Annotated in this window: 11 protein-coding genes; all 11 read left to right on the forward strand. The window is 61.2% G+C overall.

Features of this window, described 5'->3' with window-relative positions; all coding sequences use genetic code 11:
* Window positions 1–39: 39 nt before the first annotated feature.
* The 11 genes from HX814_RS14585 (at window position 40) to HX814_RS14635 (ending at window position 12321) form a co-directional block, all read left to right on the forward strand.
* Entirely contained in the window at window positions 40–900 is an 861-nt protein-coding gene (locus HX814_RS14585) for an NAD(P)H-hydrate dehydratase (RefSeq protein WP_177008315.1), read from the forward strand.
* Window positions 888–1358 (forward strand): tRNA (adenosine(37)-N6)-threonylcarbamoyltransferase complex ATPase subunit type 1 TsaE, encoded by a 471-nt coding sequence (tsaE, locus tag HX814_RS14590; protein WP_003217524.1) that lies wholly within the window; start codon window positions 888–890, stop codon window positions 1356–1358. The genes HX814_RS14585 and tsaE overlap by 13 nt, the downstream gene beginning before the upstream one ends.
* Before the next feature lie 3 nt (window positions 1359–1361).
* Window positions 1362–2795 carry an N-acetylmuramoyl-L-alanine amidase gene (locus HX814_RS14595; protein ID WP_202948682.1) on the forward strand — a complete coding sequence of 478 codons (1434 nt, stop codon included), beginning with the start codon at window positions 1362–1364 and terminating at the stop codon, window positions 2793–2795.
* Between the two features lie 14 nt (window positions 2796–2809).
* Entirely contained in the window at window positions 2810–4708 is a 1899-nt protein-coding gene (mutL, locus tag HX814_RS14600) for a DNA mismatch repair endonuclease MutL (protein ID WP_177008354.1), read from the forward strand.
* A complete protein-coding gene (gene miaA, locus HX814_RS14605) occupies window positions 4708–5679 on the forward strand; it encodes a tRNA (adenosine(37)-N6)-dimethylallyltransferase MiaA (protein WP_003217518.1) in 972 nt (323 codons plus the stop codon). The genes mutL and miaA overlap by 1 nt, the downstream gene beginning before the upstream one ends.
* A 93-nt stretch (window positions 5680–5772) precedes the next feature.
* Complete coding sequence (gene hfq, locus HX814_RS14610) at window positions 5773–6036, forward strand: RNA chaperone Hfq (protein ID WP_003217515.1); 264 nt, start codon at window positions 5773–5775, stop codon at window positions 6034–6036.
* 12 nt (window positions 6037–6048) lie between these two features.
* Window positions 6049–7350 carry a ribosome rescue GTPase HflX gene (gene hflX / locus HX814_RS14615; RefSeq protein ID WP_003217514.1) on the forward strand — a complete coding sequence of 434 codons (1302 nt, stop codon included), beginning with the start codon at window positions 6049–6051 and terminating at the stop codon, window positions 7348–7350.
* A 96-nt stretch (window positions 7351–7446) separates the two neighbouring features.
* Window positions 7447–8622, forward strand: a complete 1176-nt coding sequence (hflK, locus tag HX814_RS14620; RefSeq protein WP_087692480.1) for an FtsH protease activity modulator HflK — start codon at window positions 7447–7449, stop codon at window positions 8620–8622.
* Entirely contained in the window at window positions 8622–9488 is an 867-nt protein-coding gene (hflC, locus tag HX814_RS14625) for a protease modulator HflC (protein WP_003217510.1), read from the forward strand. Before hflK ends, hflC begins: the two co-directional genes overlap by 1 nt.
* 301 nt (window positions 9489–9789) lie before the next feature.
* Complete coding sequence (locus HX814_RS14630; RefSeq protein ID WP_177008316.1) at window positions 9790–10977, forward strand: ATP phosphoribosyltransferase regulatory subunit; 1188 nt, start codon at window positions 9790–9792, stop codon at window positions 10975–10977.
* A gap of 54 nt (window positions 10978–11031) precedes the next feature.
* The gene (locus HX814_RS14635) at window positions 11032–12321 is read left to right on the forward strand and encodes an adenylosuccinate synthase (RefSeq protein WP_010213605.1); all 1290 of its coding nucleotides are present in this window, start codon (window positions 11032–11034) and stop codon (window positions 12319–12321) included.
* Window positions 12322–12438 lie beyond the last annotated feature (117 nt).

Consider the following 12438-nt stretch of genomic DNA (forward strand, 5'->3'; position numbering starts at 1 on the left):
ATGCGTATAATTCTGCCAGACATCGGAGCTTGAAGACGCATGCCGCAGACAAAACACGAAATACCCGACGTTCAGCACCTGTTGCCCGGCCAATTGCCGCAACTCGCTGCGCGTTCCCCGGACGCCCATAAAGGCCAGTTCGGCCATGTATTGCTGATCGGCGGCGACCGGGGTTTTGGCGGCGCCGCCTTGCTCAGTGCTGAAAGTGCCCTGCGCAGTGGTGCCGGCATGGTTTCCCTGGCGACCCGTAGCGAACACGTCGGTGCGGCGCTGGCGCGGTTGCCGGAAGTGATGACGGTGGGCGTGCACTCGGCCAATCAATTGATGGGCCTGCTGGAAAAGATTTCCGTGATCGTCATCGGCCCGGGCCTGGGCGAGGCCTCCTGGGGCAAAAGCCTGCTGTCGGTAGCGGCCAATGCCAGGCAGCCGCAAGTCTGGGACGCCGATGCCTTGAACCTGCTGGCGGCGGGCAGCGTCAGCCTGCCGGCCAATTGCGTGATCACTCCGCATCCTGGCGAAGCGGCCCGCTTGATGGGTATTTCGACAGCCGAGGTTCAGGCCGACCGCCTTAACGTGGCGCGCGCCTTGAGTCAGAAATTCAATGCGGTGGCCATCCTCAAGGGCGCCGGCAGCTTGATCGCCAGCCCGGACGGTCGGGTTGCCCGCTGCGATCAGGGCCATCCTGCAATGGCAACCGCTGGCCTTGGCGATGTGTTGGCCGGCCTGGTCGGTGCTTTACTGGCGCAAGGCATGCCGGCATTTGATGCCGCCTGCCTGGCGGTCTGGCTGCATGCCACTGCCGGAGATCGCCAGGGTACCTACGGTCGCGGGCTGGCCGCCAGTGACCTGATTCCAGCCATTCGTCAGTTGCTGGAGGAGCAATCGCCGTGTCTGAAGTAGTTCTTTTCCTGCCTGATGAAGACGCCATGGTCGCCTTGGGCAACCGTATTGCCCGGGTCACTCAAGGCTCAGGGCTGATCTTTCTGGAAGGCGATCTCGGCGCCGGAAAAACCACCTTGTCCCGGGGCATCATTCGCGGGTTGGGGCACGCGGGTGCTGTGAAAAGCCCTACGTTCACCTTGGTAGAACCCTACGAAATCGGTGACGTACGAGCGTTCCACTTCGACCTGTATCGCCTGGTGGACCCGGAAGAACTGGAATACATGGGCATTCGTGATTACTTCGATGAGGACGCCTTGTGCCTGATCGAGTGGCCAGATAAAGGCACAGGCTTTTTGCCAAAGCCGGACCTGACCATTACCATTACCCCGCATAAGCAAGGACGTCAGCTGAAGTTGTTGTCCCAGAGCGCGCGCGGCGAGTCGTGGTGCGCCGCTTTGGCATTGGAATTCAAATAATTGATGGGGTTAGGTATGCGCTTTCGCGCGTTGGTTACTGTCGTAGGGGTGTTGCTTGCGGCAATGACTTTCAATGCACTGGCGGCCTCACAGGTGAAAAGTGTTCGCCTGTGGCGGGCACCGGATAACACGCGACTGGTATTCGACCTGTCTGGCCCGGTTCAGCACAGCGTCTTCACCCTCACGGCGCCTGATCGCCTGGTGATTGATATCAACGGTGCGACCCTGGCCGCGCCGTTGAAAGTCGCCATGGCCAATACCCCGATTACCGCGATGCGCTCGGCCCAGCGTACGCCGACCGACCTGCGGGTGGTTATCGACCTGAAAAAGGCCGTGACCCCGAAAAGCTTCGTGCTGGCGCCCAACGCGCAGTATGGCAACCGGCTGGTGGTCGACCTGTTCGACAACGCCGCCGATGCCGCGCCGCCGCCTGCGCCAACTCCAAGCGTCGCGACGATACCTGCGGTGCCGGTCAACCAGTCGCAACCCCAGGTCAAATTGCCGCCGCTGCCACCGGCTCCGGCGGGCAAACGTGACATTATCGTGGTCATCGATGCCGGTCACGGCGGCGAAGACCCGGGTGCCTCGGGCTCGCGCGGCCAGCATGAAAAAGACGTAGTACTGGCCATCGCCCGCGAACTGCAGCGCCAGATCAATGGCATGAAAGGCTACCGCGCCGAGCTGACCCGGACCGGCGACTACTTTATTCCGCTGCGTGGCCGTACCGAAATCGCCCGCAAGAAGGGCGCCGACCTGTTCGTCTCGATCCACGCCGACGCCGCACCTTCGGCCGCGGCGTTTGGTGCCTCGGTGTTTGCCCTGTCTGATCGCGGCGCTACGTCCGAGACCGCCCGCTGGCTGGCGGACAGTGAAAACCGTTCCGACTTGATCGGCGGGGCTGGCAACGTATCCCTCGACGACAAGGACAAGATGCTCGCTGGCGTATTGCTCGATCTGTCGATGACTGCCTCGCTGACCTCCAGCCTGAACGTGGGGCAGAAAGTCCTGAGCAACATTGGTCGCGTCACCTCGCTGCACAAACAGCGCGTGGAACAGGCCGGGTTCATGGTGCTCAAGTCGCCGGATATTCCGTCGATCCTGGTGGAAACCGGGTTTATCTCCAACTCAAACGAAGCCTCGAAACTGGCCTCGGCCAGCCACCAGCAGGCGTTGGCGCGCTCCATCAGCGCCGGTGTTCGCCAGTTCTTCCAGCAGAACCCGCCGCCGGGCACTTATATAGCCTGGCTGCGTGACTCCGGGAAAATCGCCCAGGGCCCGCGTGACCATCGCGTGCAGCCGGGCGACACCCTGGCGATGCTGGCGGTGCGCTTCCAGGTGTCAGCGGCAACCTTGCGCAGTGCCAACAACCTCAAGACCGATGAATTGAAGGTCGGCCAGGTGTTGACCATCCCGGGCACTGAACTGGCGGCGCAATAATGAGCGAAACAGTCTTGAGCAATACCTCGCGCATCGAGCTGCTAAGCCCGCGTCTCGCCAACCAGATCGCGGCGGGTGAGGTGGTCGAGCGGCCAGCGTCGGTGATCAAGGAGTTGCTGGAAAACAGTATCGACTCCGGCGCCAGGCGCATTGATGTCGATGTTGAGCAAGGCGGCGTCAAGCTGCTGCGAGTGCGCGACGACGGCAGCGGGATTTCCTCCGATGACCTGCCGCTGGCCCTGGCCCGTCACGCCACCAGCAAGATTCGTGACCTGGAAGACCTGGAGCGGGTGATGAGCCTCGGGTTTCGTGGTGAGGCCCTGGCCTCCATCAGCTCCGTGGCTCGCCTGACCCTGACTTCCCGCACCCGCGACGCCGACCAGGCCTGGCAGGTTGAAACCGAAGGCCGCGACATGGCGCCCCGGGTCCAGCCGGCGGCACATCCGGTGGGCACCTCGGTGGAAGTACGCGACCTGTTCTTCAATACCCCGGCCCGGCGTAAATTCCTCAAGGCCGAAAAAACCGAATTCGATCACCTGCAGGAAGTCATCAAGCGCCTGGCCCTGGCGCGGTTTGATGTGGCTTTCCACCTGCGCCACAACGGCAAGACCATCCTCAGCCTGCACGAGGCCCATGATGATGCGGCCCGTGCGCGGCGCGTCTCGGCCATCTGCGGCGCGGGGTTCCTGGAGCAGGCGCTGCCGATCGAGATCGAGCGCAATGGCCTGCGGCTGTGGGGTTGGGTGGGTTTGCCGACTTTCTCCCGTAGCCAGGCGGACATGCAGTATTTCTTCGTGAATGGCCGGGCGGTGCGCGACAAGCTGGTGGCCCACGCGGTGCGCCAGGCGTATCGCGACGTGCTGTTCAACGGGCGGCATCCGACGTTTGTGCTGTTTTTCGAGGTCGACCCGTCGGTGGTCGACGTCAACGTGCACCCGACCAAGCACGAAGTGCGCTTCCGTGACGGTCGCATGGTCCACGACTTTCTTTACGGCACCCTGCACCGCGCCTTGGGCGATGTGCGGCCGGATGATCACCTGGCGGCGCCGATTGTCACGGCTGTTGTCCGTCCTTCAGGGCCGGAAGCCGGCGAGTTCGGGCCCCAGGGCGAAATGAGCCTGGCGGCCAACCTGCTGCAATCGCCGCAAGCTCAGCCGAGCTATACCGCACCAGGCTCAGGCGCCGGCGCCGGTTATCAATACCAGTACACCCCGCGTCCGCAATCGGCGGTGCCGGTGGCCGAGGCCCAGGCGGCCTATCGCGAGTTTTTCGCGCCGCTGCCCGGCGCCGAGCCAGGTGCTGCCGCGTTGCCGGAAGGCCAGGGCGACGTGCCGCCGTTGGGTTACGCGCTGGCACAGCTCAAGGGTATTTATATTCTTGCGGAAAACGCCCATGGCCTGGTGTTGGTGGACATGCACGCCGCCCACGAGCGGATCATGTACGAGCGCCTGAAGATCGCCATGGCCAGCGAAGGCCTGAGCGGCCAGCCGCTGCTGGTGCCGGAATCCCTGGCGGTCAGCCAGCGGGAAGCGGATTGCGCCGAAGAGCACATCAGCGTGTTCCAGAAGCTGGGCTTTGAGCTGCAACGCCTGGGGCCGGAAACCCTGGCTATCCGCCAGATTCCGGCTTTGCTCAAGCAGGCAGAGGCCAACCGGCTGGTGGCCGACGTACTGGCAGACCTGATGGAATACGGCACCAGTGACCGGATCCAGGCCCACATCAATGAACTGCTCGGCACCATGGCCTGTCACGGCGCCATCCGCGCCAACCGCCGGCTGGCCTTGCCGGAAATGAACGGCCTGCTGCGGGACATGGAAAACACCGAGCGCAGCGGCCAGTGCAACCATGGCCGCCCGACCTGGACCCAGATGGGCCTGGACGACCTGGACAAACTGTTCTTGCGCGGCCGTTGATGAGTGCCTTGCCCCCCGCCATCTTCCTGATGGGCCCGACGGCCGCCGGCAAGACCGACCTGGCCATCGAGCTGACCAAGGTCTTGCCGTGCGAGTTGATCAGTGTCGACTCTGCACTGGTTTACCGGGACATGGACATCGGCACTGCCAAACCTTCAAAAGAGCTGCTGGCCCAGTATCCGCACCGGTTGATCGACATTATTGATCCCAGCGAGAGCTATTCGGCGGCGGATTTTCGCATCGATGCGCTGGCCGCCATGGCCGATATCACCGCGCGGGGCAAGATTCCGCTGCTGGTCGGCGGCACGATGCTCTACTACAAGGCCTTGCAGGAAGGTCTGGCTGATATGCCGCCAGCTGATCCACAGGTGCGCGCCGAACTTGAAGAAGAGGCTGCGCGCCTTGGCTGGCAGGCCTTGCACGATCAGTTGGCCATTGTGGATCCGGTTTCCGCCGCGCGAATTCATCCCAATGACCCCCAGCGCCTGACGCGAGCGTTGGAAGTCTGGCGGGTCAGTGGCCAGACCATGACTGAACACAGGCTGAAACAAACTGCGCAAAGTGCTGAAGCAGGCGCCTCGGGACACTCACAATTGCCCTATACTGTGGCGAATCTGGCCATCGCTCCGACGGATCGCCAGGTGCTGCATGAACGAATTGCACAAAGATTCACAATTATGTTGGAACAGGGGTTTGTGGAGGAGGTCGTAGCACTGCGTTCAAGAGGTGACCTGCATCCAGGGCTGCCTTCGATACGTGCTGTAGGCTACCGCCAAGTCTGGGATCATCTGGATGGCAAGCTGACGTCAGCCGAAATGCAGGAGCGCGGCATCATTGCCACGCGCCAATTGGCGAAGCGTCAGTTCACCTGGTTGCGCAGTTGGAGCGATTTGCACTGGCTGGACAGCCTGGACAGCGACAATCTGTCACGCGCCTTGAAATACTTGGGAACGGTCTCCATATTGAGCTGAGTCCTTGCAATTGCCGTCTATCCTTGGGGGTGTGACGGCCATGAGCTATCTATTTTCCGATTTTTATTATTGATCCTTAAAGGAGTGCGGCACATGTCAAAAGGGCATTCGCTACAAGACCCTTACTTGAATACTTTACGTAAAGAGAAAGTTGGGGTTTCCATCTATCTGGTCAACGGTATCAAGCTGCAAGGTACGATCGAGTCGTTCGACCAGTTCGTGATCCTGCTGAAAAACACCGTAAGCCAAATGGTTTACAAGCACGCTATCTCGACCGTAGTGCCGGTTCGTCCAATTCGTCTGCCTAGCGCAACCGAAGAACAGGGTGACGCCGAGCCTGCACCAGGTAACGCCTGATAGGAGTCTCCTTTGTTCTTTGAGCGCCACGGTGGTGGTGAGCGAGTAATCCTCGTTCACTTGGATGGACAGGACCCTGAGGCGCGCGAAGATCCGCAGGAGTTTCAGGAGTTGGCAAATTCGGCCGGCGCCGAGACCGTCGCGTTTTTTAACGTGCCGCGTCATCGGCCAACCGCCAAATTCCTGATCGGCAGCGGCAAGGTCGAGGAACTGCGCGACCTGGTCCACGCCGAAAAGGCCGATCTGGTGATTTTCAATCACATCCTCACGCCCAGTCAGGAACGTAACCTCGAACGAGTTTTCGAGTGTCGCGTGATCGACCGCACGGGTCTGATTCTCGATATTTTCGCTCAACGCGCCCGTACCCATGAAGGCAAGCTCCAGGTAGAACTGGCCCAGCTTGACCACATGAGCACCCGGCTGGTTCGTGGCTGGACTCACCTTGAGCGCCAGGGTGGCGGCATCGGCATGCGCGGCCCGGGTGAAACCCAGCTGGAAACCGACCGGCGTCTGCTGCGGGTGCGCCTGCGGCAGATCAAGGGCCGCCTGGAGAAGGTGCGCAGCCAGCGCGAACAATCGCGACGTGGCCGTATGCGTGCGGATATCCCGACCGTTTCCCTGGTGGGCTATACCAACGCCGGCAAATCCACACTCTTCAACAACGTGACGAAATCGGACGTGTACGCGGCCGACCAACTGTTCGCGACCCTCGACCCGACCTTGCGCCGTCTGGAACTGGACGACCTGGGGCCGATTGTCCTGGCCGATACCGTGGGTTTCATTCGTCACTTGCCCCACAAGCTGGTCGAGGCATTTCGGTCTACGCTCGAAGAGTCGAGCAATTCCGACCTGCTGTTGCACGTGATCGATGCGGCCGAACCGGATCGCATGTTGCAGATTGAACAGGTCATGGTGGTGCTGGGCGAGATTGGTGCCCAGGACTTGCCGATCCTCGAGGTCTATAACAAACTCGATTTGCTTGAAGGCGTTGAGCCACAAATCCAGCGCGACGAAAACGGCAAGCCCCAGCGGGTCTGGCTGTCGGCGCGTGATGGCAGTGGCCTGGAATTGCTTGAACAAGCCATTGCCGAGCTGTTGGGCAGCGATTTGTTCGTCGGCACCTTGCGCTTGCCGCAGCGTTTTGCTCGACTGCGTGCACAGTTTTTCGAGCTGGGCGCGGTACAGAAAGAAGAACACGACGAAGAAGGTGTCAGCTTGCTGGCCGTTCGATTGCCGCGCTCGGAGCTGAATCGGCTGGTCAGCCGTGAAGGCGTTGTGCCGACAGAGTTCATCGAACAACACACTTTGCAATAAAAGCCTGAGAAAGCGGTTGTGCCGCTGTGACAGGCATTCTGTAGCATTGGTCGGCGCGCCGTGGGTGCGTCTTTGCTTTATCAGATGGAGAGCGCTATGGCTTGGAATGAGCCGGGTGGCAACTCGAATAATCAGGATCCTTGGGGTGGTAAACGCCGCAATAATGGCGACCGCAAGGGGCCACCAGATCTCGACGAGGCCTTCCGAAAGCTGCAGGAAAGCCTGAATGGGTTGTTCGGTGGTGGAAAAAAACGTGGTGGTGACGAAGGCGGTCGTACGAGCAAGGGCGGTGGTTACGGCCTGCTCGGCATCGGCCTCGTCGTGCTGGCGGCCGTCTGGCTGTACAGCGCCGTCTATGTGGTGGACGAGCAGGAGCAAGCCGTGGTGCTGCGCTTCGGCAAGTACTACGAGACTGTCGGCCCTGGCCTGAACATCTACTTCCCGCCGATCGACAAGAAGTACATGGAAAACGTCACGCGTGAGCGTGCCTACACCAAGCAGGGCCAGATGCTGACCGAAGACGAGAACATCGTCGAAGTGCCGCTGACCGTGCAGTACAAGATCAGCAACCTGCAGGACTTCGTGCTGAACGTCGACCAGCCGGAGATCAGCCTGCAACATGCGACCGAAAGCGCCCTGCGCCACGTGGTGGGTTCCACCGCAATGGACCAGGTGCTGACTGAAGGCCGTGAATTGATGGCCAGCGAAATCAAGGAGCGCCTGCAACGGTTCCTCGACACGTACCGCACCGGTATCACCGTGACCCAGGTCAACGTACAGAGCGCAGCGGCACCGCGTGAAGTGCAGGAAGCCTTCGATGACGTGATCCGTGCCCGTGAAGACGAGCAGCGTTCGCGCAACCAGGCTGAAACCTACGCCAACGGCGTTGTGCCGGAAGCCCGTGGCCAGGCCCAGCGCATCCTTGAGGATGCCAACGGTTACCGCGACGAAGTGGTCTCCCGCGCCAAGGGTGAGGCAGATCGTTTCACCAAGCTGGTGGCCGAGTACCGCAAGGCACCGGAAGTCACCCGTGAGCGTCTGTACCTGGACACCATGCAGGAAGTCTTCAGCAACACCAGCAAGGTTCTCGTGACCGGCAGCAAGGGCGGGCAGAACAATCTGCTGTACCTGCCGCTGGACAAGATGATCGAAGGTGGTCGTAGCAGCACCAGCGCACCGGCTACCGGTTCCAATGCTGCTGCCAACGAAGCGAGCGCCCGTGCGGCCGCTGACTTGCTGCAACAGCAAACACGTACCAGGGAGAGTCGTTGATGAGCAATAAATCGCTGACCGCCCTGATTGTGGGCGTCGTCGTGGTCATCGCTGCCTGGAACTGCTTCTATATCGTGTCTCAGACCGAGCGCGCGGTGTTGCTGCAATTCGGTCGCGTGGTCCAGGCGGATGTCCAGCCGGGCCTGCATGTGAAAGTCCCCTACGTCAACCAGGTGCGCAAGTTCGACGGCCGCCTGATGACCCTGGATGCACCGACACAACGCTTCCTGACCCTGGAAAAGAAAGCTGTGATGGTTGACGCCTACGCCAAGTGGCGCGTCAAGGATGCCGAGCGCTTCTACACCGCGACCTCCGGCCTCAAGCAGATTGCCGACGAGCGTTTGTCGCGCCGTCTGGAATCGGGCCTGCGTGACCAGTTTGGTAAGCGCACCCTGCACGAGGTGGTATCCGGTGAACGTGACGCGCTGATGGCGGACATCACGCGTTCGTTGAATGCGATGGCGGAAAAAGAGCTGGGCATCGAGGTGATCGATGTTCGGGTCAAGGCCATCGACCTTCCGAAGGAAGTGAACCGCAGCGTGTTCGAACGTATGAGCACCGAGCGTGAGCGCGAGGCTCGTGAGCACCGCGCCAAGGGTAACGAACTGGCAGAAGGGATCCGCGCGGATGCCGACCGTCAGCGTCGCGTACTGTTGGCTGAAGCCTATCGCGAGTCTGAAGAGGCCCGTGGTGATGGTGATGCTCAAGCCGCTTCGATCTACGCCAAGGCCTATGGCCAGGACCAGGAGTTCTACGCGTTCTACCGTAGCCTGCGCGCCTACCGTGAAAGCTTTGCGAACAAAACCGACGTCATGGTGCTGGACCCAAGTAGCGATTTCTTCCGCTACCTGGAAAAGTCCAAGTAACCCGCATGTAGTCTGAGAATCGCTCCGTCGGGCGGCTAAAATGCCGGGCGGGGTGATCCTTTCAGAAAACGGGTGTATGATGCGGCAGCCGGGAAATTCCCGGCTTTTTTGCGTCTGCATGTTTGATTGTGGTTTTGCTCCGCAGGCGCCACAGGTTTTTCGAGGAAAGTGCCCGACGAGGCCGATTGTTGGTCGTTCGTCACGTCGCTCTTGCGCGTGGTTTATGCAGGGGCCGGGTATTTTCTGCTTCACTCAAGGCTCGCCCGAGGGCTGGCCGCCCGGATCATAGGGGAATGGCGTAATGGCAACGGTAGACCGCTGGCTGCTGCCAGATGGCATCGAAGAAGTACTGCCACCAGAAGCTGCGCGCATTGAAATCGCGCGCCGCCAGGTGTTGGATCTGTTCCAGAGCTGGGGTTACGAGTTTGTCGTGACTCCGCATATCGAGTACCTGGAATCCCTGCTGACCGGCGCGGGCCAGGACCTGGATCTGCGCACCTTCAAGGTCATCGACCCGCAATCGGGCCGGCAAATGGGCTTTCGTGCCGACATCACGCCGCAAGTAGCGCGCATTGATGCGCACACCCTGCGTCGCGAAGGGCCAAGCCGCCTGTGCTACGCCGGCAGCGTGCTGCATGCGCAACCGCGTGCGTTGTCGTCGTCCCGCAGCCCGATCCAGTTGGGCGCCGAGTTGTACGGTGATGCCAGCCCGAGCAGCGACGTGGAAGTCATCAGCCTGATGCTGGCCATGTTGCAGCTGGCCGATGTGCCGGATGTGCACATGGACCTTGGGCATGTCGGTATCTACCGCGGCCTGGCCCGTGCGGCCGGCTTGTCGGGTGAAGTGGAACAACAGTTGTTCGATGCCTTGCAGCGCAAGGCCATCGATGAAGTGATTGCCCTGACGGCGGGCGTGCCTGCCGACCTGGCCGGCATGCTGCGTGCGCTGGTGGATCTGTGTGGCGGCCGTGAAGTACTGACCGCCGCCCGTGATCGCCTGGCGAATGCGCCGGCTGATGTATTGGCGGCCCTGGACGATGTGCTGGCGATTGCCGAGCAGTTGTCTGCGCGCTTCCCGCAGTTGCCGCTGTATTTTGATTTGGGTGAGTTGCGCGGCTACCACTACCACACCGGTGTGGTGTTCGCGGTGTTTGTCCCGGGTGTTGGCCAGGCCATCGCCCAGGGCGGTCGTTACGACGATATCGGCGCCGACTTCGGTCGCGCTCGTCCGGCGACCGGTTTTTCCACCGATTTGAAAACCCTGGTGACCCTGGGGCGTGCTGAGGTCGTGCTGCCGTCTGGCGGTATCTGGATGCCCGACAGTACGGACGCAGCACTCTGGCAGCAGGTTTGCCAGTTGCGCAGTGAGGGTCAGCGTGTGGTCCAGGCCCTGCCTGGGCAGCCATTGGCCGCCGCCCGTGAAGCGGACTGCGACCGGCAATTGATTCAGCAGAACGGGCTTTGGCAAGTATCGCCACTGGCTTCTTGAGTTTTCCTGCCGGCCACTGCCGGCACCAAGTTTGCGCGAATGAGGACAAGTGTTATGGGTAAGAATGTCGTAGTCCTGGGCACCCAATGGGGTGATGAGGGCAAAGGCAAGATCGTTGATCTGCTGACCGAACATGCTGCCGCCGTAGTGCGCTACCAAGGTGGCCACAACGCTGGCCACACCCTGGTCATCGATGGCGAAAAAACCGTCTTGCACCTGATCCCGTCGGGTGTACTGCGCGAAGGCGTGCAGTGCCTGATCGGCAACGGCGTGGTGGTTGCACCTGACGCCCTGCTGCGCGAGATCACCAAGCTGGAAGAGAAAGGCGTGCCAGTGCGCGAGCGCCTGCGTATCAGCCCTTCCTGCCCGCTGATCCTGTCCTTTCACGTTGCGCTGGACCAGGCCCGTGAAAAGGCCCGTGGCGAGCTGAAGATCGGCACGACCGGTCGCGGCATCGGCCCGGCCTACGAAGACAAGGTTGCACGTCGTGGCCTGCGTGTGGGCGACCTGCTCAACATGCCGCGCTTTGAAGACAAGCTGCGTGAACTGGTGGATTACCACAACTTCATGCTGGTGGGTTACTACAAAGAGCCGGCCATCGAGTTTGAAAAGACCCTGGCCGAGTGCAAGGAATACGCCGAGCTGCTCAAGCCGCTGATGCTGGACGTGACTGCCGAGCTGCACGACCTGCGTCGCGCCGGCAAAGACATCATGTTCGAAGGCGCCCAGGGCTCGTTGCTGGACATCGACCACGGCACCTACCCGTACGTCACCAGTTCCAACACCACCGCTGGCGGCGTTGCGACGGGTTCGGGCGTTGGCCCGATGTTCCTGGACTACATCCTCGGCATCACCAAGGCATACACCACGCGTGTAGGTTCGGGTCCATTCCCGACTGAACTGTTCGACGAAGTCGGCGCGCACCTGGCCAAACAAGGCCACGAGTTCGGCGCGACGACCGGCCGTGCCCGCCGTTGTGGCTGGTTCGACGCCGTTATCCTGCGTCGCGCTATCGATGTGAACAGCATCTCGGGCATCTGCCTGACCAAGCTGGACGTACTCGACGGCCTGGAAACCATCAACATCTGCATCGGCTACAAGGATGCGGAAGGCAAGGACGTTGCCCCGACTGACGCGGACAGCTACGTAGGCCTGCAGCCTGTGTACGAAGAAGTGCCAGGCTGGACCGAATCGACCGTGGGCGCCAAGACCCTGGAAGAACTGCCAGCCAACGCCCGCGCTTACATCAAGCGCGTCGAAGAGCTGATCGGTGCGCCGATCGACATTATTTCGACGGGCCCGGACCGCAACGAGACCATCGTTCTGCGTCACCCGTTCGCTTAATAAGCTGTTGATGTAAAAAGCAAAGGGCTCCTTCGGGAGCCCTTTGTCGTTTCCGCCTGGTAAACGGCACGACCCTTGCTATGGTTCTTTCTTTCGCGGTGCTATCAAATTAATGGC

The organism is Pseudomonas sp. C8002 (assembly GCF_013385765.1).
GTDB lineage: Bacteria > Pseudomonadota > Gammaproteobacteria > Pseudomonadales > Pseudomonadaceae > Aquipseudomonas.

Excerpts from the sequence above, each read along its gene's own strand:
- hfq (WP_003217515.1), top strand. The coding sequence starts at position 5,773 with ATGTCAAAAGGGCATTCGCTACAAGACCCTTACTTGAATACTTTACGT.
- HX814_RS14635 (WP_010213605.1), top strand. The coding sequence starts at position 11,032 with ATGGGTAAGAATGTCGTAGTCCTGGGCACCCAATGGGGTGATGAGGGC.
- HX814_RS14595 (WP_202948682.1), top strand. The coding sequence starts at position 1,362 with ATGGGGTTAGGTATGCGCTTTCGCGCGTTGGTTACTGTCGTAGGGGTG.
- hflK (WP_087692480.1), top strand. The coding sequence starts at position 7,447 with ATGGCTTGGAATGAGCCGGGTGGCAACTCGAATAATCAGGATCCTTGG.
- miaA (WP_003217518.1), top strand. The coding sequence starts at position 4,708 with ATGAGTGCCTTGCCCCCCGCCATCTTCCTGATGGGCCCGACGGCCGCC.
- HX814_RS14585 (WP_177008315.1), top strand. The coding sequence starts at position 40 with ATGCCGCAGACAAAACACGAAATACCCGACGTTCAGCACCTGTTGCCC.
- hflC (WP_003217510.1), top strand. The coding sequence starts at position 8,622 with ATGAGCAATAAATCGCTGACCGCCCTGATTGTGGGCGTCGTCGTGGTC.
- HX814_RS14630 (WP_177008316.1), top strand. The coding sequence starts at position 9,790 with ATGGCAACGGTAGACCGCTGGCTGCTGCCAGATGGCATCGAAGAAGTA.